A 23,432-nucleotide genomic window follows, 5' to 3' on the forward strand; every position below is an offset into this window, starting at 1 on the left:
GCGAGACAAGACGAAAACGGCTGAGGAAGCAGAGTTGACATGAAGTCAATGCACATCACTGAGTCGAATTCAACGCCGTATCGCCGACGCGCAGCAGATCGTGAACTGGTGCCTACTGCTTGATCATCACGTGCCTTACGCAGCTGTAATCCTCCAGCGCGTACATCGACATGTCCTTGCCGTAGCCGGAGCGCTTCATGCCGCCGTGCGGCATCTCGCTCACCAGCATGAAGTGGGTATTCACCCAGGTGCAGCCGTACTGCAGCTCGGCCGATACCTGCATCGCGCGGCCAACGTTCTGCGTCCACACCGAGCTGGCCAGGCCGTAGTCGGAATCGTTGGCCCAGCCGATCACCTGCTCGGTGTCGTCGAACGGCGTCACCGACACCACCGGGCCGAATACCTCGCGGCGCACGATCTCGTCGTCCTGCAGCGCGCCGGCGATCAGCGTCGGCTGGTAGAAGAAGCCGGGGCCGCTGCCCATGGCGCCGCCGGTGACTACCTCGATGTGCGGCTGCTGCTCGGCGCGCTCCACGAAGCTGGCGACGCGGCTGCGCTGACGCTCAGAAATCAGCGGCCCCATCTCCACGCCGTCCAGGTGCTGGTGGCCGACCTTGATGGTGGCCACCGCGCCGGCCAGATCGGCGACAAAGCGCTCGTACACGCCTTTCTGCACGTACAGGCGGCAGGCGGCGGTGCAGTCCTGGCCGGCGTTGTAGTAGCCGAAGGTGCGGATGCCTTCCACCGCGGCGGCGATGTCGGCGTCGTCGAACACGATTACCGGCGCCTTGCCGCCCAGCTCCAGGTGGGTGCGCTTCAGCGAGCGCGAGGCGGTTTCCAGCACCCGCTGCCCGGTGGATACGTCACCGGTGATGGAGATCATGCGCACCTCCGGCTGCGAGATCAGCGGGCTGCCCACCGTTTCGCCGCGGCCCAGCACCAGGTTGAACACCCCCGGCGGCAGGATGCCGGCCACCAGCTCGGCCAGTTTCAGCGTCGACAGCGGCGTCTGCTCGGATGGCTTGAGCACCACGGTATTGCCGGCCGCCAACGCCGGCGCCATCTTCCACGCCGCCATCATCAGCGGGTAGTTCCACGGCGCGATGGAGGCCACCACGCCCAGCGGGTCGCGGCGGATCAGGCTGGTATGGCCGGGCAGGTATTCACCGGCCAACGCGCCGGTCTGCGCGCGCACCGCGCCGGCAAAGAAGCGGAACACGTCCACCACTGCCGGAATCTCGTCGCCCAGCGCCAGGTGGTAGGGCTTGCCGCAGTTCAGCGACTCCAGCCGCGCGAACTCCGGCCCGCGCGCTTCGATGGCCTCGGCCAGTGCCAGCAGTTTTTCGCTGCGCTCGCGCGGCGTGGTGCGCGCCCAGCCGGCGAAAGCGGCCTGGGCGGCCGCCACCGCGGCCTGTACCTGTTCGCCGCTGGCTTCGGCGATTTCCACGATCAGCTCGCCGGTGGCCGGGTTGACGATGCGCTCCGGCTCGCCGTGGCCTGCCACAAATTCACCGCCAATCAGCATGCGGGTTTGCAGTGTCTTTTCCATATGCACCTCGGTCATTTACCGCTGCCGGCGATGTCTTCCGTGCCGCGGGTCAGGTAGTACGCGGCCAGAATCGGCAGCGCGGTGATCAGCATCACGGTCATGGCCACCACGTTGGTGATGGGCACGTCGCGTGGACGGGTAAGCTGGTTCAGCATCCAGATCGGCAGCGTGGTTTCGTTGCCGGCGGTGAAGGTGGTGACGATGATCTCGTCGAAACTCAGCGCGAAGGCCAGCATGCCGCCGGCCAAGAGCGCAGTGGCGATCTGCGGCAGCACCACGTAGCGGAAGGTCTGGAATACGTCGGCGCCCAGATCCTGCGACGCCTCCACCAGGCTGTAGCTGATGCGGCGGAAGCGGGCGATCACGTTGTTGTAGATCACCACCACGCAGAAGGTGGCGTGGCCGACGGCAATGGTCCAGAAGCCGGACGGGATCTCCGCCAGCCGGAATGCCGACAGCAGCGCGATGCCGGTGATGATGCCGGGCAGGGCGATCGGCAGGATCAGCATCATGGTGATGGCGTCCTTGCCGAAGAACTCGCGGCGGTACAACGCGGCGGCGGCCAAGGTGCCCAGCACCAGCGCCAGCACCGTGGCCAGCAGCGCCAGCTGCAGCGAAAGGCCGATCGCCGCCAGCACGTCGTCGCGGGCAAAGGCCGCCGGAAACCACGCCAGGGTGAAGCCCTTGGGCGGAAAGCTGTAACCGGCACTTTCGGCGTTGAAGGCGTAGATGATGATGACGGCGATCGGCAGGAACAGGAAGCCGATGCCACCGTAGGCCAGCAGGCGCAGCCACAGCGGGGCGCGGTCTTGATCAGAGTGCATCGAACGCTCCCAGTTTGCGTGCGCCGGACAGGTACAGCGCGATGATCACCACCGGCACCACGGTGAAGGCGGCGGCCAGCGGCATGTTGCCGATGGAGCCCTGCATGGTGTAGACCATGGAGCCGATGAACAGGCCGGACGGACCGATGATCTGCGGGATGATGTAATCGCCCAGCGTCAGCGAGAAGGTGAAGATGGAGCCGGCCACCACCCCCGGAAACGCCAGCGGCAGGATCACGTGACGGAAGGTCTGCGCGCCGCTGGCGCCCAGGTCGCTGCTGGCTTGCAGCAGGTTGGTCGGTACCCGCTCCAGCGCCGCCTGCACCGGCAGGATCATGAACGGCAGCCAGATATAGGTGAACACGGCAAAGCGGCCCAGGTGCGAGGTGGTCAGCGAGTTGCCGCCCAGCAGCGGTAGCGTCATCAGCCAGTCCACCGCGCCGCCCAGCCCCAGGTGCTGATAGCTCCAGTACACGATGCCGTCCTTGGCCAGCAGCACGGTCCAGGCATACACCTTGACGATGTAGCTGGCCCACATCGGCAGCATCACCGCCACGTAGAAGAAGCCTTTTTTCCAGCCGCGGGCGTAGCGCACCATGTAGTAGGCCAGCGGAAACGCCAGCACCGCTGACGCCAACGACACCGCGCTGGCCATCACCAGCGTACGCAGCACCACGTCGAAGTTGGCCGGCTGCAGCAGCTGCTGGTAGTTGGCCAACGTCAGCTCGCGGCTGACCTCCATGGTGAAATCGTCGAAGGTGAAGAAGCTCTGCGCCAGCAGCGTCGCCAGCGAGCCGATGTACACCACCAGGAACCACAGCAGCGGCAGCCCCAGCAGCAAGGCCAGCTGCAGACCGGGATGGCGATACAACGCCACCCCCAGCCGTTGCCACAGGCTAAGCGGCGGCACGGCAGGGCTGGCGGACAGGGAAGCAGTCATCATGGCATCCCCCTCAACCGGCCAGCGGCAGCATGGCCTGCCGCGGCCAGGCCAGGGTCACGGCGGCGCCGATCTCGGCCGGCGCCACCGCGTTGCCGTTTTCATTGGGTAGCACCATGCTCACCACCTTCTGGCCGAACACTTCCACCTCGTAGCGGCTGACCGCGCCCAGGTACTGGATGTCCAGCAGCTTGCCCGGCACCCGCACCACGTCGCCGTCCAACTGCCCGGCCGGGCGGATGCGCTCCGGACGCACGGCAAACGCCCGCTGCTGGCCGACCAGCGTGCCGGCCAGCTCGCCGTCGAACACGTTGGCCGCACCGACAAAATCCGCCACGAAGGCGGTGGCCGGCTGGTTGTACAGCAGCTGCGGCGCGGCGACCTGTTCGATGCGGCCCTTGTTGAACACCGCCACCCGGTCGGACATCGACATCGCCTCGCCCTGATCGTGGGTGACGTAGATGAAGGTGATGCCGAGGCGGCGCTGCAGCGCCTTAAGCTCGGTCTGCATCTGTTCGCGCAGCTTGAGATCCAGCGCGCCAAGCGGCTCGTCCAGCAGCAGCACGCGCGGCTGCAGGATCAGCGCCCGCGCCAGCGCCACCCGCTGCCGCTGGCCGCCGGACAGCGCCGCCGGGCGGCGGGTGCCGTACTGGCCAAGCTTGACCATCTCCAGCATTTCCTCGGCGCGGCGGTAGCGCTCGTCCTTGCTGACGCCCTTGAGCATCAGGCCGTAAGCGACGTTGTCCAGCACGTTCATGTGCGGAAACAGCGCGTAGTCCTGGAACACGGTATTCACCGCACGCAGATTGGGCGGCAGGCCGGCGGCTTCCTGGCCGAAGATGCGGATGGAGCCGATGCTGGGCTGCTCGAAGCCGGCGATCAGGCGCAGGCTGGTGGTCTTGCCGGAGCCGGACGGCCCCAGCATGGAGAAGAATTCGCCCTCGACAATGTCGAGGCTGATGTCGTCAACCGCGCGCACGCTGTCGTAGTGGCGGCTAACCTGTTGAAATTGAACGGCAATAGACATGGTGTGCTCCAATGCGCGGTAACTGCGCGCAAGGCGGGCCGCCCGGCGGACAGGCCGTACTGCGGGTGAGCCGCCGCCACACCCCGCCCCTCAGCGGGGCATGGCGGTGCTCGGTTGATACGCCGGCGGCCCGGGCGCGTCAGGCCGCGGACCCGGCATGTGGTGCCATGGCGGCCAGACGGTGGGGCGCCGGAGACGCAGCGGCTTAACGGCCACCCATGATGGCGATGTAGTCGCTGGTCCAGCGGCTGTACGGCACGCAGCTGCCCTGGCTGGCGCACTTGGCCACCGGGGTTTTCCAGAAGCGGATCTGCGCAAAGCGGTCAAAACCGTTGCTCTTGCAGAAATCACTGCCACCCGGCGCCTTGGTCTTGCAGGCGTCGGCCACCACCGGGTTGGAGCCGAACCATTCGGCCAGCCCCGACTGCAGGTTCTTGTTCAGCGACCATTCCATCCACTTGTAGGCGCACACCGGGTGCTGCGCCTGGGCATGCAGCATGGTGGTATCGGCCCAGCCGGTGGCGCCTTCTTTCGGAATCACGCCCTCCACCGGGAAGTTCTCCGCCTGCAGGGTGTTGATGGTGTAACCCCAGGCACTGGAGGCGGCGACGCCTTCTTTCTTGAAGTCGTTCATCTGCACGGTGACGTCATGCCAGTAGCGGTGGGTAAGCTGCTTTTGCTGGCGCAGCAGCTTCAGCACTTCGGCGTACTGCGCTTCGTTCAGCTCGTACGGGTCCTTGATGCCCAGCTTGGGGTTCTTGCTCATCAGGTACAGCGCGGCATCGGCAATGTAGATGGCCCCGTCGTAGGCCTGCACCTTGCCCTTGTTGGCCAGGCCGTTGGCCAGCTTGCCCGGCTCGAATACCACCGACCAGCTGTTCGGCGCGCTGGGGTAGAGCTTGGTGTTGTACATCAGGAAGTTGGCGCCCCACTGGTACGGCGTGCCATACACCTTGCCGCCCACGGTGTACCAGCTGCCGTTCTTCACCCGCGGGTCCAGCGTGTTCCAGCTGGGGATCAGCGCCGGGTTAATCTCCTGCACCTTCTTGCCGTAGATCAGGCGCAGCGAGGCATCGCCGGAGGCGGTGACCAGATCGTAATTGGGGGAGTTCATCAGCGACACCATCTCGTCCGAGGTGGCGGCGGTTTTCACGCTGACCTGGCAGCCGGAGCTTTTCTCGAACTGGGTCACCCAGTCGTAGTTCTTGTCGGTTTCGCCGCGCTCGATATAGCCGGGCCACGCGATGATGTTGAGTTTGCCTTCCGGTTTGCCCAGCGCGGTGGGCGGTGCGGCCAACAGCGGGGTGGCAACCATGCTGCTACAAACGGCGGCGCAGGCCAGGGCATGCAGGCGGTGCTTCATCACAGTTCTCCTTTGCAGATCGGCGCATTGTTTGCGTCTTCAGTGGTGTGCTGCATTCTAGGAACCGCCATTCGGCACTACCAAGGCAACTTGCCCAATACGACCTATCGGAAAAACCGGATGCTCAGCATGCGGATTGGCAGTTTTCACCCGGATTGTGCAATGCAACGCCAGAAATGACGCAGCAGCGGAAAATGCGCCGCCAGCCGGGCCGTAGCAATCTGTATTACCGATTGCTTATCGCCACATATCGATTAAATAGAAATAAAACCGGGGCAATCAGACGTGGCTGCGGGTGTACTCGCGCGCCACGGTCAGGAAGTTCTGTGCCGTTTCCGCCACTTTGGCGCCGCGGCGCCAGGCTAGCCCCACCTGCAGCGACGGGGTTTTTTCCAGCAGCTGGCGTACTTCCAGCCGGTCGCCATCCAGCGACCACGGCCGGTACAGCAGGTCCGGCATCACCGCCAGCCCGGCACCGGTGGCCACCAGGCTGCGCAGCCCCTCCACCGAGCTGGTGCGCACCGCCACTGTTGGCCGCAGACCCTGGCTGCGCCACAGCGCGGTGGCCACGTCTTCCAGCTCGTCCAGCCTCAGGTTCACCAGCGGCTGCTGCGCCATCTCCGCCACCGCCACCGTGCCCAGCTCCAGCAACGGGTGGTTCACCGGCAGCCACAGCCGGTAGGCGGACTCCAGCAGTGTCTCCGCTTCCAGCGCCTGGCGGTTTTCCAGGTTGGAGACGATCAGCACGCCGACATCCAGCTCGCCATTCACCAGCAGGTGCTCGATGTATTCACGCTGGTCTTCCACCACGCGCACATCCACCAGCGGGAAAGTATTGCGGAAACGGTCCAGCAGATAGGGTAGAAAGTAGCCGCACACCAGACTAGTGACGCCGATATTGAGCTGGCCGGTGACGGTATCCGGCCGGGCGCGCATCGCCTCGCGCGCATTGCGCACCGAGGCCAGGATCTGGTGCGCATGGCGCAGGAACTGGTAGCCGGCGTGGGTCAGGATCATGCCGCGCGCGTGGCGCTGGAACAGCGTGGCGCCCAGGTCGGCCTCCAGCGCGCGGATCGCCTCGGTGACCACCGATTGCGATACGTTCAAATCCTGCACCGCGCCGGTAATGGATTCGGCCTCGGCCACCGCCACGAAGTAGCGCACGTTCTTCAGCGTGATTGCCACGATTTCCCCCTGTAGACAATGGCGGTGTCGCCCGCCTTGGGCTGCACTTTACACCATGGCCGCCAACGGCAAAGCGGGCAGCCGGGGCAGGCTAGGCCAGCGCCGAGTACACCAGCTGCACGCCGGACAGCGCCAGCAGCACAATGGCGGTGCTGAAAAACGCCTGCTCCGGCAGCCGGCGCTGCAAACGCACCCCCAGCCATACGCCCAGCGGCACCAGCGGCGCCAGCAACAGGCATTGCCACAGTAGCGATGCGGTAAACAAGTGCAGCGCCAGATACGGCAGCAGCTTCACCAGGTTGACCACGGTAAAGAACACCGCCAGCGTGGCGACGAAGCGCTCCTTGGGCATTGGTCGGCTGAACAGGTACACCAGCACCGGCGGGCCGCCGGCATGTGCCAGCGTGCTGGTCAGTCCGCCCAGCAGGCCGGCGATGCGGCCAACCTGCGGCCCCAGCTGCCGCGGCGTGGCCGGGAAAAAGCGCAGCCACAGCCGTTGCAGCGCGAACAGCAGCGCCAGTCCACCAATGGCCAACTTGATCGACCACGCCGGTAGCAGGCCGAACGCCAGCGCGCCCAGCGCGATACCCAGCAGCGCGCCGGACAGCAGCAACTTCAGCTCGCGCGCGTCCCAGCGCCGCCAGTACAGCCGCACGCTGGACAGATCCATCAGGCACAACAAGGGCAGGGTCAGCGCGGCGGCGGCCTCCGGCGGCATCACCAGCGACATCAGCGGCACGGCGATGCCGCCGAACACGCCGCCAAAACCGCCCTTGGCCACGCCGGTGAGCAAGATGGCCACGGCGCTGACCAGCCAGGCGCTGAGGGAGAAATCCATGCGGAAGCCGTCTCGAGGAATGCAGGAAACAGCCAGCTTACTGGGGATGCAGAAATTCTGCATGCATGGCGGCAGCGCCGGGCCGGAGACTAGAACAGGCTGTCCTGCGCCGCCGGCGCGCCCCAGGCGATCTCGCCGCGGCCGCGGGCGGCCAGCCATTGATTGGCCTGCGAGAAATGGCGGCAGCCAAAGAAGCCGCGGCTGGCGGACAGCGGTGACGGGTGTGCCGCCTTCAGCACCGCGTGGCGCTGCGCGTCGATGCGCTCGGCCTTGCTTTGCGCCCAGTTGCCCCACAGCAGGAACACGCAGCCGGGGTTGGCCGCACTCACCGCGTCGATCAGCGCATCGGTCACCGCCTGCCAGCCGATCTTGCCGTGGCTGCCGGCGCTGTCGGCCTCTACCGTCAGCGAGGTGTTGAGCAGCAGCACGCCCTGTGCCGCCCAGTGCGACAGGTCGCCGCTGACGGCCGGGGCGATGCCGAGGTCGCTGGCCAGCTCCTTGTACATATTGCGCAGGCTGGGCGGAATCTTCATCCCGGCCGGCACCGAAAAGCTCAGCCCCATCGCCTCGCCGGCGCCATGGTACGGGTCCTGCCCCAGGATCACCACCCGCACATCCTGCGGCGCCACGTGATGCAAGGCATTGAAGATCAGCTCGCGCGGCGGGTAGATCGCCACGCCGGCGGCGGCGCGGGCGGCCAGGCGGGTATCGATAGCCTGCAGTTGCGTCGCCAGCGTCGGGGTGGACAGCAGCTCGCGCCAGGCGGCGGGCAGGGTTTCGATTGCAGGGGACAGAAAAGTCATGGTCATCGCTACACAAGCCACCGAACGCACCGCCCGCATCGACGGCGGTGGCGGGTTGCGGTGGTGACAATAAAAAAGCCGCTCCAGGTCTGGAACGGCTTTACGCATACCCGCGGCGAGCTAGTAGCGCGCCATCGCCGGGTCGACATCGTTGGCCCAGGCATCCACGCCGCCCCGCAGGCTCAGCACGTTTTCAAAGCCGGCGTTCTGCAGATACAGGCCGACCTGGAAACTACGCACGCCGTGGTGGCAGATGGTGACGATGGGCACATCGTCCGGCAGCTCGTTGTGCCGCAGCGGCACCAGGTTCATCACCATCTGCTGCGAGCCGTCGATATGGCACAGCTTGTATTCCCAGTCCTCGCGCACATCCAGCAGCAGTGGCTTGACGCGGGATTCGTCCGCCAGCCAGGCCGCCAGATCGCGGGCAGTGATTTCGCCGATCATGCTCAGAAGCTGAAACGGGACGGCTCGATGGCGTCCAGTTGCTGCAGGCGGGCAATGTTGGTGTCGAAGCTCACGCTTTCCTGATACGCGTTTTCCGACACACGGGTGATCACCTTGGCGATCATCACCGGGGCGTCGCCGGCGATCACCGCCAGACGGCCGCCGATGGCCAGCTGCGACTTCAGCGCTTCCGGCACCACCGGCACCGAGCCGCCGACGCAGATCACGTCGAACGGCGCCTGCGAGGCCAGACCGTCGATACCGTTGCCGACCGACAGGGTCACGTTGCGGATGCCGGCGGTCTTGAGGTTGGCCGCAGCACGCTGCGATTGCTCGGCATCCAGGTCCACGCTGTACACGTGCTGGCTGACGGCAGCCAGCAGCGCGGTCAGGTAGCCACTGCCGGTGCCCACTTCCAACACCTTGTCAGTGGACTTCACCTGCAGGTCCTGCACCAGGCGGGCTTCCACTTTCGGCTCCAGCATGGTGCAGCCGTTTTCCAGCGGCAGTTGCACGTCGGCAAACGCCAGCGTGCGCTTGTCTTCTGGCACGAAATCTTCGCGTTTCACGTGGAACAGCAAATCAAGAATGGAGGTGTCGAGCACATCCCACGGACGGATCTGCTGCTCAACCATGTTGAAACGGGCTTGTTCGAAATTCATTCGGAAACTCCGAGGGATTCAAGACTAATGAAAGGACGACTCTGAAAACGGCATTAACGCTTGATTTCATGCGGTTTTCGCAGGCGACCAACGCCAGATGCGGGCGCAACCTAACTTGCGATTATCCCACAATTAACTTACCTTCACAGCATCGCTAGGGGTCCTGCCCCTGCCGTGAAGGATGCCACAGCGTTGTGCGCAAACGACACTGGCAGGTTGGCGGGTGAGAGTCACCCTTCGAACCTGACCCGGATAATACCGGCGTAGGGAAGCGTAATCTGCCAGACACCGCACATCGTCATGCGTTCCCGCACCGGTCTGCGGCCAACCTGCAGCCGGGCATTCCGGGCCGCTCCTTGCGCCGTTTCATCGCACTGGAGAACCCCCGATGAACGCGCCTGCCAAACTGAACCAGCAAATGGTGGTGGATTCCGCCGCCATCCAGCCGCTACCCAATTCCCGCAAGATTTATGTCGAAGGCAGCCGCCCGGACATCCGCGTGCCGATGCGCGAGATCAGCCAGGCCGACACCCCGACCCAGTTCGGCGGCGAGCAGAACCCACCGATCTACGTCTACGACTGCAGCGGCCCGTACAGCGACCCCGCCGTCAGCATCAATATCCAGAACGGCCTTGCCCCGCTGCGCGCGGCATGGATCGCCGAGCGTGACGACACCGAGCTGCTGGCTGGACTGTCCAGCGACTACGGCCGCCAGCGCGAAGCCGACCCCAAGCTCGCCGAGCTGCGCTTCAACCTGACCCGCAAGCCGCGCCGCGCCAAGGTTGGCCGCAACGTCAGCCAGATGCACTACGCACGGCAGGGCATCATCACCCCGGAGATGGAATACGTCGCCATCCGCGAAAACCTCAACCGCCAGGCCTATGTCGAATCGCTCAAGGCCACCGGCAACAGCCGCCTGCTGGAGCTGATGACGCGCCAGCACCCCGGCCACAGCTTCGGCGCCAACCTGCCGGACACCATCACCCCGGAATTCGTGCGTCAGGAAATCGCCGCCGGTCGCGCCATCATCCCCAACAACATCAACCACCCGGAATCCGAGCCGATGATCATCGGCCGCAATTTCCTGGTAAAAATCAACGGTAACATCGGTAACAGCGCGGTAACGTCGTCGATCAGCGAAGAAGTGGACAAGATGACCTGGGGCATCCGCTGGGGCGCCGACACCATCATGGACCTGTCCACCGGCAAGAACATCCACGAAACCCGCGAGTGGATCCTGCGCAATTCGCCGGTACCGATCGGCACCGTGCCCATCTATCAGGCGCTGGAAAAGGTCAACGGCAAGGCCGAAGACCTGACCTGGGAAATCTTCAAGGACACCCTGATCGAGCAGGCAGAGCAGGGCGTGGATTACTTCACCATCCACGCCGGCGTGCGCCTGCAGTACGTGCCGCTGACCGCCGGCCGTATGACCGGCATCGTGTCGCGCGGCGGCTCGATCATGGCCAAGTGGTGTCTGGCGCATCACCAGGAAAACTTCCTGTACACCCACTTCGAGGACATCTGCGACATCATGAAGGCCTACGACGTGGCCTTCTCGCTGGGCGACGGCCTGCGTCCAGGCTCTGCCTGGGACGCCAACGACGCGGCGCAGCTGGGCGAGCTGAAGACACTGGGCGAACTGACGCAGATCGCGTGGCAACACGACGTGCAGGTGATGATCGAAGGCCCCGGCCACGTGCCGATGCAGCTGATCAAGGAGAACATGGACAAGGAGCTGGAGTGGTGCCACGAGGCGCCGTTCTACACGCTGGGGCCGCTGACCACCGACATCGCGCCGGGCTACGACCACATTACTTCGGCCATCGGTGCCGCGCAGATCGGCTGGTACGGCACCGCCATGCTGTGCTACGTGACGCAGAAGGAACACCTCGGCCTGCCGAACAAGAACGACGTGAAGGAAGGCATCATCACCTACAAGCTGGCCGCCCACGCCGCCGACCTGGCCAAGGGCCATCCGGGCGCGCAGATCCGCGACAACGCGCTGTCCAAGGCACGTTTCGAGTTCCGCTGGGAAGACCAGTTCAACCTCGGCCTCGATCCGGACAAGGCACGCGAATTCCACGACGAAACGCTGCCGAAAGACAGCGCCAAGGTGGCACACTTCTGCTCGATGTGCGGCCCACACTTCTGCTCGATGAAGATCACCCAGGACGTGCGCGAATTCGCCGCCAAACAGGGCATCAGCGAGCAGGATGCGCTGCAGAAGGGCATGGAAGTGAAATCGATCGAGTTCGTGCAGGGCGGCGGCAAGCTATACGACAAGGTGTAACTAGGCACTGCTTCCCGTGAAACGATAAAGGTTGGCCGCAGCGATGCGGCCAACCTTTTTTCAAGACAGACACAGCCGCCTCCACACCGCGACATTCCGCGATCCGTCAGCCACCGCTGTTCCCCATTGGCATAATTTGCGGCACCATGGCCTCCCTACAAGACAAGGTCATGCCATGAAAAAAGCACTCTTCGGACTGCTGCTGTACTTGCCACTGGCGCTCCCTGCACTCGCGACGGAAACCAAGCAATTGCTGCAGGACGGTTATTACCTGCAAGCAATGCAACAGGCCCGGCAGGCACTGCAGCAACTACCCGCGGATGACTCGGCAGGCAGATTGCGTGCACAAATCGACCTGGCGAACGCCATGATGGAACGCCATCAAGCAGACCAGGCGGAGCTCATATTCAAGGCCTTGTTGCAGGACAGCCGCCAGGTTCCCCCTAGTAGCCTGATCGAGGCAGAAGTGCAGGAAGGTCTGGCTGGCGTGTATCTGGACCGGCAGCAGTCCAAAGCGGCCGCAAAGCTCTACCGCCGCATACTGTCCATACGTCAGCAGCATCTGGGGGCACAACATCTGGACGTTGCCCAGACACTGAATGACCTAGGGGTTGCACTGGGCATGCAAGACCAGATGTCTGAAAGCGAGAAGCTGCTGAAACAAGCACTGGAAATACGCGAGCAACTGGCAGGGCATGACAGTTTCCCTGTGGCAGAAAGCCTGTACAACCTGAGCTTCAATCACATGGCTCCCGGCCAGTACCAACAGGCCGAACCCATGATGATCGAAGCCATCCGCATCAAGCAGCATGTCTTGCGCCCTGATCACCCCAGTCTGACTCGCAGCATGCGCATGCTGGGCTGGCTGTACCGCAAGCAAAAGCGCTTCGACGAAGCCATGGCGCAATTACAGGCAACCTTGGCCATGACACAACGGAATGGCGAAGACTCGCTTGACCAGACGGGCAGAACCTTACGCGCCATCGCCGACTGCCTTCAGGACCAGGGTAAGGCCATGGAAGCGGAACAGTACTACCGCCAGGCCCTGGTAGTACTGCCGCAGGCACTGGGAGCAAAACATTACGCAGTAGGCCAGACCATGAACAATCTGGGATGGCTGCTGAAAACAAACCTCCATAGCAGCGAAGGCCAGCAACTGATCACCGAAGGCCAGCGCATCATGGATGCCGCGGAAAACCAGAACTGACGGCACGCCGGATTACTTCCGGCAGCAAGCACATCATCCAGGGCTGCCCATATGCACATTTTCCGTCCCGTCCTCCCCCTGCTCTTCGCCATTGCCTGCCATGCCAATGGTGTCGATGATCTGCTGCGACAGGGCAATTACCAGCAGGCCACCCAACTGGCAGAAGCGGCGCTTGCCAGCGCCACCGACCAGCCTGCCCGCTGGCAGGCGCAGCGGGACCTTGCCCGCAGCTGGCTACAGAAGGACCACTATCAGGAAGCAGGCGTGTTGCTGCAATCTCTGCTTTACGGCCCGCAAGCCGTACCCGCTGACACGTTGCTGTATGCCGATCTGCTGGACGCATGGTTCCAGTTCCTGCGCGAGAGCAGCCGCTTCAAGGAAGCAGAGCCCGTTGGCACGCAAGCCCTCGCACTGCGCACACAGCTACTGGGCACGCAACATCTGCTGGTTGCCGAATCGATGAACAATCTGGCCCTGCTGCGCCAATACACCGGTAACTATGGCGAGGCCATCCGGCTGCACGAACAGGCATTGGCCATGCGCAAGACCCTTGCCGGAGAAAACAGCAAGGAGGTGGCCGAAAGCCTGCACAATCTGGGCACGCTGTATAACCGCAAGCGGGACTGGGTTTCCGCCGAGCGCTATCTGGAGCAAGCCCTCGCCATCAAGCAACAGATTATGCCGGCCGACCACCCGTCGATCCGGGTGTCGAAAGCGCGTCTTGCCGGCAGCTACATCGATAGCAAACAGTACCCCCGTGCCATCCCGCTACTGGAGGAGGTACTGAGCGGGGAGCAGAACAACCTGAACAGCGACCGGGTGCACAAGGCCATCGTGCTGCGCGAACTGGGCGATGCCCATCACTATCTGCACCATGTCGATGTGGCAGAAGGTTATTACCGGCAAGCACTGGATGCCTTTGCCTCCAGCGTAGGCACGCAGCATTACGCCTATGCGGTCACCCTCAACAGCCTGGGGTGGCTGTACAAGAAGAATGGCAAACAGGAGCAGGGTGCAAGCATGATTGCCGAATCCGAGCGCCTGTTCGACGCCATCAAATAGCGCCGCGCCCTGGCAGAGCCATGCTCCTTGTACGGGGCCTACAGGCCGAACTGTTCTACTCACCGTTACAAGCGCCGCAGCGGGCATGCGGCCAACGGCGTGCCACCTTGCCGGAACTTGCCGCCACGACTACAGTCTGCTGCCTCTGCCGATTCAACACATACGGATACAAAAATGTTCAAGAAACTGCTGGCCTCCATTGGCGTCGGTGGCGCCCGTGTCGATACCCAACTGGACAACCCGCGGCTGTACCCGGGCGAGCTGCTGCGCGGCCGCGTCGTGGTGCACGGCGGCGGAGCCGATCAGGACATCGAGAAGATCGAGCTGGTGCTGATGGTGGAAGCGGAGCAGGAATCCGGTGACCACGAGGCGCGCGGCGCGTTACCGCTGGGCGCGGTACGGGTGGCGGAGCGCTTTACCATCCGCGCCGGCGAAAGCCGCGAGCTGCCGTTCCAGATCAACCTGCCGGCGGAAACGCCGATCAATGCACTGGCGCACTACGGCCGGCCGCTGCCGGTGTGGATTCACACCGATCTGGCCATCGACGCCGCGCGCGATGCCAGCGACCGCGACCTGCTGGAAATCCTGCCGCCGCCGCCGGTAGCCGCGCTGCTGAGCGCCTTCGACCAGCTGGGCTGGGCGCTGTCCAGCACTGATGTGGAGGTGGGTACCGCCCGCGTCGGCAATGTGGTGAGCACGCTGGGCTGCTACCAGGAGTTCGAGCTGCGCCCGCGCGGCGGCAACTTCCGCCTCCAGGAGATCGAGCTGACCTTCATCCCGCACGGCAGCGACACCCATGTGCTGATCGAGGTGGATGCGCGCTTTGGCAGCGACAGCTACCAGGCACTGGTGATGGGCGCCGATTTTGCCAGCCGCGACTGGGCCGTCGAGCTGCGCCAGCGGCTGCCGCTGTAGTCCTGACCGCGACACCGCCGCGCTAGCCGCACGCCCCATTCGCTCACGCCCAGCCGCCGGCAGCGGCCAGCGCGGGGCCACGCGCGGCCGTCCGCCGTGTCGGCGGCGAGCGGCCAACCGCGGCAACACCCAGCAGTTGTCCACTCCCCGTACGCCTTGCCCGGCGGGCGGGCAGTCGCACCAGTCGAGGCATGGCCCGGTTTCCGCGGCGACATACCGGCCATGCCACGACGCCGCTCCGCCAACCGCGGTGCCCGAGTGCCATCATAGGCCGGCAACTGACGGGAATTGGGGTGACGGCAAAAAGTCTTCTGGAAATTTATTTCCGCAATTGTTAACTTGTGGAAATAAATTTGCCTCCGGTGCCTTGCTACCGGCGGCCATGACCAGGAGACAATGCATGTTGAAACAATCCGCAATTGCCATAACGTTGGCCGCCAGCCTGGCCAGCCCGCTGGCACTGGCCGAAAAAATCGGCGCCACCATCGCCAACTCCAACCCGTGGCTCACCCGCGTGCGGGCCGGCATGCAGCAGCAGGCGGCCAAGATGCCCGGCGTGAAAGTCCAGTTCGAGGATGCGCAGGACGACATCGGCCGCCAGCTCAGCCAGATCCAGAACTTCATCGCGCAGAAGGTGGACGCCATCATCGTGGTGGCGGTCGATTCGCAGGCAACCCCCAAGATCACCAAGCTGGTAACCCAGGCCGGTATTCCGCTGATCTACGTGAACCACCCGCCCGGTGACAAGGCGCTACCGCCGCGCGTGACCTTCGTCGGCTCCAATGAAAAAGAATCCGGCACCATGCAGGCCCGCGAAGTGTGCCGCCTGATGAAGGGCAAGGGCGATTTTCTGCTGATCGTCGGCGATCTGGCGAATGAGTCGGCGCTGCAGCGCACGCGCGACGTGAAAGAGGTGATTGCCAAACCGCCGTGCAACGGCATGCGCATCGTGGCGGAACAGGCCGCCACCTGGAGCCGAACCCAGGCCGCCGACCTGATGAACAACTGGCTGACCACCGGCATGAAGTTCGATGCCGTGATCTCCAACAACGACGAAATGGCCATCGGCGCCATCCAGTCGCTGAAAGCCGCCGGCAAGATGAACAGCAAGATGATCGTCGCCGGCATCGACGCCACCCATGACGCGCTGGCGGCGATGAAGGCGGGCGACCTGAAGGTGACAGTATTCCAGGACGCGCTGGGGCAAGGCGGCGGCGGGGTGAGGGCGGCGGTAGATCTGGCGCGCGGCAAGAAAGTGCCGTCGCAGGTGTGGATTCCGTTCGAGCTGGTGACCCCGGCCAATATGAGCAAGTACGCGCAGAAAAACTGAGCGCGCGCCGCAGGCGGGCGTGACGGCGGCTGGCTGGCATCGTGCCGGCCAGCCGTTTTTTCATGCCACCGTCCGGGCCACCAGCCACCATTTGTGCGCTGGGCAAGCGCGGCGCCAGCGCGTGCCGCGGCCAACGTTGGCCGCGGCGTTACGGCTTACCGGTGACGGCATCGGCCGCCTGTTTGACGGCATCCACCTGCTGCTTGGCAGCGTCGATCTGCTGCCCCAGCTCCGGGTCGAGGATGGCCTCCGCCGCACCCACGCGCTTGGCCACGCCGATGGCGGCGCTGGCCTGGTGCTTGAGTTTGTCGGTGCTGCCGATGGCGGCACTGGCTTGCTGCTTCAGCTCGGCCAGCGGCGCACTGCTGTCCTGCACCACCTGGTGCACGCTGCCAATGGCGGCCGACGCCTGCTGCTGTAACTGGGCGGTTTGCTCCGGGCTGCAGGCGCTCAGCACCATGACAGCGGCAATCAGCGGGGCAATTCGATACATGCGATGTCTCCGGGCCGGTGGCCAGATTCGGGTCAATCAACGCTAGAGCAATTGCCCCGCAGCAAGTTCCATCGCCGTCTATGCTGGACAGGACACCCCCGCCAACAGGAGCGCCACATGGATACCAGCCATCACGATCTGCCGGGCCTGTTCAAGCAACTGGGCCTGCCGGCAGATGCCCACGCTATCCGCGCCTTTATCGCCAGCCACCCGCTGGACCCCGAAACCAATATCGAAGAAGCCCCGTTCTGGAGCAGCTCGCAGGCGGCGTTCCTGAAGCAGTCGCTGGACGACGACGCGGAGTGGGCCGAGGCGGTGGACGCGCTGGCCAATCTGCTCACCGGCTAGCGCTGCCGCCGGCACGGCCATGGTCTATGCTGGGTTACACCCATCTGGGCATGCGCGTCCACCATGCGGCGGGCGCCGGCCCGGCTGCCTTGCAACACGGCCACCCCGGCCCCGCGCTGCAGCGGCAACCGTTGGCCGCACGCGTTCGGCATGCCCTGTCTGACAGGAGTAGCCATCATGTTCATTGCCCGCTGGAGTATCGAGGCCCGCTTTGGTCACAAGGCAGAGGTGCTCGACCAGATGCACCACTGGCTGCGGGAGATCGGCTCGCAGATCGGCTGGACCGAAGCCAATACCCGCCTGCTCACCGGCTCGATCGGCGCCAAAGAGTCCACCATCCAGTCCGAAATCGCCGTCGCCAGCCTGGCCGAGCTGGAAACCGCCTGGGCCAAGCTTGCCAGCCTGGATTCGCACGCGGCGTGGAGCAAGCAGCTGGAACCGCACGTGGTTTCCGGCACCCAGCACTGGGAAATCTTCCGCCTGCTGGGCTGATCGCCGCCATGCCGCGCCCGCACACTGCCGGCGCTCACGGCAGCGCTGCGGGTGGCTACACCTAAGCTACTGATTCCGCTATACTTCCGCCCCTTCACCCCACCCACCGCAGGAAGTATTCATGAGTCTGTTGCCGCACCAGGTTGAGCTGCTATCCCCCGCCAAGAACGCCGACATCGGCCGCGAAGCCATCCTGCACGGCGCCGACGCGGTGTATATCGGCGGCCCCAGCTTTGGCGCGCGCCACAACGCCTGCAACAGCGTGGAAGACATTGCGTCCCTGGTGCAGTTTGCCCATCGCTATCACGCGCGCATCTTCACCACACTGAACACCATCCTGCACGACGCCGAGCTGGACGCCGCGCGCACGCTGATCTGGCAACTGTACGATGCCGGCGTCGATGCGCTGATCGTGCAGGATATGGGCATCCTGCAGCTGGACCTGCCGCCGATCCAGCTGCACGCCTCCACCCAGTGCGACATCCGCGATGCCGACAAGGCGCGCTTCCTGTCCGATGCCGGCTTCAGCCAGATCGTGCTGGCGCGCGAGCTGACCATCCCGCAGATCGCCAAGATCGCGCAGACCGTGGCCGAAGGTCCGGACCCGGCCGCCATCGAATACTTCATCCACGGCGCGCTGTGCGTGGCGTTCTCCGGCCAGTGCTACATCAGCCATGCCGACACCGGCCGCAGCGCCAACCGCGGCGACTGCTCGCAGGCCTGTCGCCTGCCGTACACGCTGACCGACGAAAAGGGCGGCGTGGTGGCGTTCGACAAGCACCTGCTGTCGATGAAGGACAACAACCAGAGCAACAACCTGGAAGCACTGCTGGACGCCGGCGTGCGCTCGCTGAAGATCGAGGGCCGCTACAAGGACGTGAGCTATGTGAAGAACATCACCGCCCACTACCGCCTGCTGCTGGACGAAATCTTCGAGCGCCGCCCGGAGCTGGCGCCGGCCGCCAGCGGCAGCAGCGAAATCTTCTTTACCCCCGACCCGGACAAGACCTTCCACCGCGGCGCCACCGACTACTTTGCCACCGGCCGCAAACAGGACATCGGCGCCTTCGATTCGCCCAAGTTCGTCGGCGTACAGCTGGGTACCGTGCACCAGGTAGGCGAGGGCTGGCTGGAAATCGCCACCAGCGAGCAGATGAGCAACGGCGATGGCATCAACTTCATGAAGAAGCGCGACGTGGTGGGCATGCAGCTCAACACCGTGAAGCAGATCGGCAAGGCGCCCGGCGGCCTGCTGCTGTGGCGCTGCCAGCCGAACGACCCGGCGCTGCTGGCTGGCCTCAAACCCGGCACCGACATCAGCCGCAACCGCGACCACGCCTGGGAGCTGGCGCTGCTGAAAAAATCCGCCGAGCGCCGCGTCGGCGTGTGGGCCACCCTGGCCGATACCGCTGACGGCCTGACGCTGACCCTCACCGACGCCGACGGCTGCAGCGCCAGCGTTGCGGCCAACCTTGCGCTGGAGCCGGCCAAGGATGCCGCCCGCGCCGAGAGCAGCCTGCGCGAGGCGGTGGCCAAGCTCGGCAACACCATGTTTACCGCGCACGACGTGGCGTTGCAGCTGGCCCAGCCATGGTTCGTGCCGGCTTCGGTGATCAACGGCCTGCGCCGCGAGGCGGTAGAACAACTGGAAGCCGCCCGCGTCGCCGCCTGGGTGCGGCCGCAGCGCAAGGCCGAGCTACTGCCGGCACCACGCTTCCCCGAACAGAACCTGAGCTACCTGGCCAATGTGTACAACGCGCTGGCGTGGGACTTCTACAAAAAGCACGGCGTAGAGGTGATCGAGCCGGCGTACGAGGCGCATCAGGAAGAGGGCGAGGTGAGTCTGATGATCACCAAGCACTGCCTGCGCTTCTCCTACAACCTGTGCCCCAAGCAGGCCAAGGGCGTGAAGGGGGTGATGGGCCAGGTACGCGCCGACCCGATGGTGCTGAAATCCGGCGACGAGACCTACACCCTGAAGTTCGAATGCCGCCCGTGCGAAATGCACGTGATGGGCAAGATGAAGAAGCACATCCTGAAATCGGCGCCACCGAGCGACATCCCGGCCAGCGCACCGATCACCTTCTTCAAGCAGCGTCCCGCTTCATGAGCTAGCGGCAGGATGCGGCCAACGTTGGCCGCATGTGCTCTCTCTGCAGCAAACCACAAGGGCAAGCCATACGGCTTGCCCTTTTGTCATAATGGTAGCCGTATTGTCGCCACTACCAGCACCGACACGTTATCGATACAACGCTGCTCATGAACAAATTCAGCCTCTCCGCTCCCCAGGCCACCACCATCAGCCTGATCTGCTTTGGCCTGCCGATACTCACCTCACTGCAGATCGTCAGCGCCGGGTTTCCGGTGATTACGCTCACGAATGACGGCAATGCCGCCATGATCTTCATCGAGCTGATACTTGCCGCCACCGCCTTGCTCTATCTGCGTTCGCAGGACTTTGACATTACCCACCTTTACCCGCGGCCAAGCTGGCGCAGCACACTGGCCGGATTGCTGCTGGCGGTAGTTGCCTGGCTGGCCAGCGGGATGGCAACGTCGGGAGCCGCGAGTCTTACACACATTACCGGCCTGCACGGTATGAGCCGCTTCTCCTTTGGTGAGCTGTCGCTTGTGTCCATCGTGTGTTTTGCCATGGTCAACGGCACCTTCGAAGAAGTATTCCTGCTTGGCGTGCTGGCGCGCGGCCTGCGCCATCACGGCCCGTCGCTGGCGCTTGGCGTATCGCTGCTGGTGCGCATGCTTTATCACCTCTATCAAGGGCCGCTGGGCGTGGTATGGGTACTCACCTTCGGGTTGACACTCACCCTTGCCTATCTATGGAAACGGACGTTATGGCCCCCGGTGCTTGCCCATATCCTGTGGGATATCGTGCCTTACTTTTACAAGGGCTGAAGCGGGAGGCAAGGAACACATCGGCCAGCAGGTTAGATTATCTGGCCCCCAAAACCCTCGGAACGGACGACAACTCCTGCAAGGTGCTGACCATACTCAAGCTCGGTGCGCAGCCCGGACTCGGGGAAGAGAAAAAATGTGTTGCCGGCAACGCCCATAGCCATACCATCGACATTCACTGAGCCGATAAACCCCACTCATCAAAGAAGGTGCCGCATGCGCCGATTATTGCTGCTGCTACTGTTACTTGGCTGCCAGATGGTGGCTGCACAGGAAATTTCACCACTGGGCAAGCAGGATATCGCCGCACTTGATGCACAGCGCCAGCTGATCCGGCACTTCCTGTCTCCGCGCGACCTGCAGGACAAATACCCTACAACTGTCGGCAAGCTCGGCACCTTGCGCGCCTTGCTGGAAGCGCGGCGATTCCGCCCCGAACAGACATATGAGCTGCAGGCCTTGGGCGTGGTGTTGGGCGATGTTTTCGTGCAGGAGATGGGTTTCAAATGGGTGATGGTCAGCGATGAATATGGCCGCGATCCGGCCCTGCAGTACCGGGATTCACCAATCCTGCTGTTTCCGCTCACCATGATCGCCAAACGCATCGAACGCGGCGAAACCGTCGATGTATTCGCACTGTACGAGGGCATCGCAGATCACGCCAGGCACCGCATCCAGGCGCTGCAATAAACCAGGCCGCACACCGCCATTAATGCACATCGCGCATGTGGAAGTGAGGAGCTTGCCAAATGAGCAGCATCAAGAGCAGCGTAGCTTGGGTTGAGCGCAGCGAAGCCCAACGTCTTCCGTACAATGAATTCAAAAGGTTGGCCGCACGCTGTAACGGGTTTGCGGCCAACCTTTTGGGACTGGGACTCGTCAACCACTGAGCGCAGCCATGGGAGAAATGACTACGTCGAACAGGCAGGGCGTCACCTGCTCGACGACTCCGCGAATGTTGGGCTTCGCTACGCTCAACCCAACCTACCGTGCTGACCGCCGGCCTGAGCTACCGGCTGGGTTGACCGCGCGGGCGGGGTGCCCGGCTTACAGTGCCAGGTGGCCCACTTTTACATAAATCAACGCGCCCTCGGTGCCGGTATATGGCGTGTGCTGGCTGCCGCACGGGTTGCGCAGCCAGCTGCCCGCCGGGTAGCAGCCGCTGTCGTCGCACAGCACGCCTTGCAGTACCAGGATTTCTTCGCCACCCGGGTGGCTGTGCGGCTTGAACACGGTACCGGGTGCCCAGCGCACCAGCGCGGTGTGTTCCGCGCCATGCTGATGCAGCGGCAACACCTGCAGACCGGGCACCAGCCCCGGCCGCCAGCTTGCCGTGGCAGTGTCGATGCGCACCGTGGTGCTATCGTCCGCCGCGAACTGGCGCAGCTTGACCAGCAGGCGGCAGCCGCCAGTGGAAAACGGTGCGTGGCGGCTGCCCGGCGGGTTGCGCAGGTAGCTGCCGGACGGGTACACGCCGTGCTCGTCGGCAAACTCGCCGGACAGCACCAGGATTTCCTCGCCACCATCATGCAGGTGGGCATCAAAACGGGCGCCTGGGGCGTAATCGACAATGCTGGTGGCGCGCGCCACTTCGCCACCGACACGATCCAGCATCATGCGCTGCACGCCCGGCAGCGGTGAGGCCACGAACTGGTAATCGCCGGGCAGCACCAGCGCGCGTTGCGTCATGTCGGCGCGTATCAGCATGCGTTCTCCTGCGGCCAACCCATGGCCAAGGCGCAAACAATACCGGACACCTCGAAAAACTCCAGCTTTCGTCGCGATACTGCGTTGCTCACGGAAAATTTCTCCTTACATATCAAATATATGCTGCGTCGAAATTTTTCGTTCGCGCCTTGTCTCGCCGCATTATCTCGATTGGAAATCCGGGTTTTTCGAGGCGCCCTACCACCTTGCCGGCCGGGGCTGCAGCCATGCGCAACGCTTGCCATCACGCAATGCGAAACGAATAATTGCGCATGCTCTCGTGGGCAGGCCCCTGACTACTGAATACGGAGTTCTGCAACATGCTGCCATTACGCCGCTTACTGGCCCGCCTGTGGCACGACCCGGCCACGCGCTGGCCGCTGGCGATGTTGCTGATCATGCTGCTGCTGATGCTGATCGTGTGGCTGTTCGGGCTGGATGCTCCTGTGGGCTACAGCCAGCCGCTGCCGCCGCCTGCGGCCAACGCCGTGGCGGTTTGACCTGCAAAAGAGGAAACATCATGCATCGCACCATCCTCACTGGCGGCCTGGCCGCGCTGCTGTTTACCGCTGCCGCAACTGCCTTGCCGCAGGCCGACCTGGTGCTGGTGGACAAGCGCGCGCAGCGGCTTTACCTGTATCAGGGCCAGCGCTTGCTGGCGGCGTTTCCGGTGGCATTTGGCGGCCAGCCGCAAGGCCACAAGCAGCAGGAAGGGGACGGGCGCACGCCGGAAGGCCGCTATCTGCTGGACGACAAAAAGGCCGACAGCGGCTATTACAAGGCGATCCACATTTCCTACCCCAACGCTGCCGACCGCGCCGCAGCTGCCGCGCGCGGCGTGTCGCCCGGCGGCCAGGTGATGATTCACGGCCAGCGCAACGGCTTTGGCTGGGCGGCGGCGCTTACCCAGCGTGTCAACTGGACCAATGGCTGCATCGCGCTGCGCAACGCCGACATGCAGCAGGTGTGGCAGGCGGTGGCCCCCGGCACGCCCATCGTGATCCGGCCGTGACGCTTTCCTCACGGCATCACTT

At 64.1% G+C, this 23,432-nt stretch carries 24 protein-coding genes and 1 riboswitch; of the genes, 12 read left to right on the forward strand and 12 right to left on the reverse strand.

What is annotated here, in order from left to right:
- Positions 1-112: 112 nt before the first annotated feature.
- From ABNW52_RS04855 to ABNW52_RS04900, 10 genes are all read right to left on the reverse strand, one after another.
- Complete coding sequence (locus ABNW52_RS04855; protein ID WP_349584781.1) at positions 113-1,564, reverse strand: gamma-aminobutyraldehyde dehydrogenase; 1,452 nt, start codon at positions 1,562-1,564, stop codon at positions 113-115.
- Positions 1,561-2,373 carry an ABC transporter permease gene (locus tag ABNW52_RS04860; protein WP_349584784.1) on the reverse strand — a complete coding sequence of 271 codons (813 nt, stop codon included), beginning with the start codon at positions 2,371-2,373 and terminating at the stop codon, positions 1,561-1,563. Before ABNW52_RS04860 ends, ABNW52_RS04855 begins: the two co-directional genes overlap by 4 nt.
- The gene (locus ABNW52_RS04865; protein WP_349584787.1) at positions 2,363-3,316 is read right to left on the reverse strand and encodes an ABC transporter permease; all 954 of its coding nucleotides are present in this window, start codon (positions 3,314-3,316) and stop codon (positions 2,363-2,365) included. Before ABNW52_RS04865 ends, ABNW52_RS04860 begins: the two co-directional genes overlap by 11 nt.
- A gap of 10 nt (positions 3,317-3,326) precedes the next feature.
- Positions 3,327-4,340: an ABC transporter ATP-binding protein gene (locus ABNW52_RS04870; RefSeq protein WP_349584790.1), complete on the reverse strand. Its 1,014-nt coding sequence runs from the start codon at positions 4,338-4,340 to the stop codon at positions 3,327-3,329.
- 205 nt (positions 4,341-4,545) lie between these two features.
- Positions 4,546-5,703 carry an ABC transporter substrate-binding protein gene (locus ABNW52_RS04875; protein ID WP_349584793.1) on the reverse strand — a complete coding sequence of 386 codons (1,158 nt, stop codon included), beginning with the start codon at positions 5,701-5,703 and terminating at the stop codon, positions 4,546-4,548.
- Between the two features lie 279 nt (positions 5,704-5,982).
- A complete protein-coding gene (locus ABNW52_RS04880; protein ID WP_349584796.1) occupies positions 5,983-6,888 on the reverse strand; it encodes a LysR family transcriptional regulator in 906 nt (301 codons plus the stop codon).
- A gap of 91 nt (positions 6,889-6,979) precedes the next feature.
- Positions 6,980-7,726: a sulfite exporter TauE/SafE family protein gene (locus tag ABNW52_RS04885; RefSeq protein ID WP_349584798.1), complete on the reverse strand. Its 747-nt coding sequence runs from the start codon at positions 7,724-7,726 to the stop codon at positions 6,980-6,982.
- An 89-nt stretch (positions 7,727-7,815) separates the two neighbouring features.
- Complete coding sequence (ung, locus tag ABNW52_RS04890) at positions 7,816-8,529, reverse strand: uracil-DNA glycosylase (RefSeq protein ID WP_349584801.1); 714 nt, start codon at positions 8,527-8,529, stop codon at positions 7,816-7,818.
- 120 nt (positions 8,530-8,649) lie between these two features.
- Entirely contained in the window at positions 8,650-8,976 is a 327-nt protein-coding gene (locus tag ABNW52_RS04895) for a rhodanese-like domain-containing protein (protein WP_349584804.1), read from the reverse strand.
- 2 nt (positions 8,977-8,978) lie between these two features.
- Positions 8,979-9,638 carry a protein-L-isoaspartate O-methyltransferase family protein gene (locus tag ABNW52_RS04900; protein ID WP_349584807.1) on the reverse strand — a complete coding sequence of 220 codons (660 nt, stop codon included), beginning with the start codon at positions 9,636-9,638 and terminating at the stop codon, positions 8,979-8,981.
- Between the two features lie 146 nt (positions 9,639-9,784).
- Positions 9,785-9,925, forward strand: a riboswitch (TPP riboswitch).
- 101 nt (positions 9,926-10,026) lie between these two features.
- Here ABNW52_RS04900 and thiC point away from each other — a divergent pair.
- From thiC to ABNW52_RS04925, 5 genes are all read left to right on the forward strand, one after another.
- Positions 10,027-11,931 (forward strand): phosphomethylpyrimidine synthase ThiC, encoded by a 1,905-nt coding sequence (gene thiC, locus ABNW52_RS04905; RefSeq protein ID WP_349584809.1) that lies wholly within the window; start codon positions 10,027-10,029, stop codon positions 11,929-11,931.
- Positions 11,932-12,106: 175 nt separating this feature from the next.
- Positions 12,107-13,138 carry a tetratricopeptide repeat protein gene (locus ABNW52_RS04910; RefSeq protein ID WP_349584812.1) on the forward strand — a complete coding sequence of 344 codons (1,032 nt, stop codon included), beginning with the start codon at positions 12,107-12,109 and terminating at the stop codon, positions 13,136-13,138.
- Positions 13,139-13,189: 51 nt separating this feature from the next.
- Positions 13,190-14,200: a tetratricopeptide repeat protein gene (locus ABNW52_RS04915; RefSeq protein ID WP_349584815.1), complete on the forward strand. Its 1,011-nt coding sequence runs from the start codon at positions 13,190-13,192 to the stop codon at positions 14,198-14,200.
- A 174-nt stretch (positions 14,201-14,374) separates the two neighbouring features.
- Positions 14,375-15,115 carry a sporulation protein gene (locus ABNW52_RS04920; protein WP_349584817.1) on the forward strand — a complete coding sequence of 247 codons (741 nt, stop codon included), beginning with the start codon at positions 14,375-14,377 and terminating at the stop codon, positions 15,113-15,115.
- Positions 15,116-15,515: 400 nt separating this feature from the next.
- Positions 15,516-16,445: a sugar ABC transporter substrate-binding protein gene (locus ABNW52_RS04925; RefSeq protein ID WP_349584819.1), complete on the forward strand. Its 930-nt coding sequence runs from the start codon at positions 15,516-15,518 to the stop codon at positions 16,443-16,445.
- A 148-nt stretch (positions 16,446-16,593) separates the two neighbouring features.
- Here ABNW52_RS04925 and ABNW52_RS04930 read toward each other — a convergent pair whose 3' ends face one another.
- Positions 16,594-16,938, reverse strand: a complete 345-nt coding sequence (locus ABNW52_RS04930) for a hypothetical protein (RefSeq protein ID WP_349584822.1) — start codon at positions 16,936-16,938, stop codon at positions 16,594-16,596.
- 117 nt (positions 16,939-17,055) lie between these two features.
- Here ABNW52_RS04930 and ABNW52_RS04935 point away from each other — a divergent pair, with 117 nt between their 5' ends.
- The 5 genes from ABNW52_RS04935 to ABNW52_RS04955 all read left to right on the forward strand — a co-directional run bounded on the left by ABNW52_RS04935 (position 17,056) and on the right by ABNW52_RS04955 (position 21,381).
- On the forward strand, positions 17,056-17,286 hold the full coding sequence (locus ABNW52_RS04935; RefSeq protein WP_349584825.1) for a DUF2789 domain-containing protein: 231 nt from the start codon (positions 17,056-17,058) through the stop codon (positions 17,284-17,286).
- A 177-nt stretch (positions 17,287-17,463) separates the two neighbouring features.
- A complete protein-coding gene (locus tag ABNW52_RS04940; RefSeq protein WP_349584827.1) occupies positions 17,464-17,778 on the forward strand; it encodes a hypothetical protein in 315 nt (104 codons plus the stop codon).
- Positions 17,779-17,899: 121 nt separating this feature from the next.
- The gene (locus ABNW52_RS04945; protein WP_349584830.1) at positions 17,900-19,888 is read left to right on the forward strand and encodes a peptidase U32 family protein; all 1,989 of its coding nucleotides are present in this window, start codon (positions 17,900-17,902) and stop codon (positions 19,886-19,888) included.
- Between the two features lie 149 nt (positions 19,889-20,037).
- On the forward strand, positions 20,038-20,691 hold the full coding sequence (locus ABNW52_RS04950; protein WP_349584832.1) for a CPBP family intramembrane glutamic endopeptidase: 654 nt from the start codon (positions 20,038-20,040) through the stop codon (positions 20,689-20,691).
- 228 nt (positions 20,692-20,919) lie between these two features.
- The gene (locus ABNW52_RS04955; protein WP_349584834.1) at positions 20,920-21,381 is read left to right on the forward strand and encodes a DUF3806 domain-containing protein; all 462 of its coding nucleotides are present in this window, start codon (positions 20,920-20,922) and stop codon (positions 21,379-21,381) included.
- A 357-nt stretch (positions 21,382-21,738) separates the two neighbouring features.
- Here the strand turns inward: ABNW52_RS04955 and ABNW52_RS04960 are convergent, their stop codons facing one another.
- Positions 21,739-22,398: a cupin domain-containing protein gene (locus tag ABNW52_RS04960; RefSeq protein ID WP_349584836.1), complete on the reverse strand. Its 660-nt coding sequence runs from the start codon at positions 22,396-22,398 to the stop codon at positions 21,739-21,741.
- A 320-nt stretch (positions 22,399-22,718) separates the two neighbouring features.
- Between ABNW52_RS04960 and ABNW52_RS04965 the strand changes: the two genes are divergently transcribed.
- Both ABNW52_RS04965 and ABNW52_RS04970 read left to right on the forward strand, forming a co-directional pair.
- Positions 22,719-22,898, forward strand: a complete 180-nt coding sequence (locus ABNW52_RS04965; protein WP_349584839.1) for a hypothetical protein — start codon at positions 22,719-22,721, stop codon at positions 22,896-22,898.
- 20 nt (positions 22,899-22,918) lie between these two features.
- Positions 22,919-23,410, forward strand: coding sequence for a L,D-transpeptidase family protein (locus ABNW52_RS04970; RefSeq protein WP_349584842.1), 492 nt, complete (start codon positions 22,919-22,921; stop codon positions 23,408-23,410).
- The last annotated feature ends 22 nt before the right edge of the window (positions 23,411-23,432 follow it).

Source organism: Vogesella oryzagri, assembly GCF_040148885.1.
In the GTDB taxonomy this organism is placed as follows: domain Bacteria; phylum Pseudomonadota; class Gammaproteobacteria; order Burkholderiales; family Chromobacteriaceae; genus Vogesella; species Vogesella oryzagri.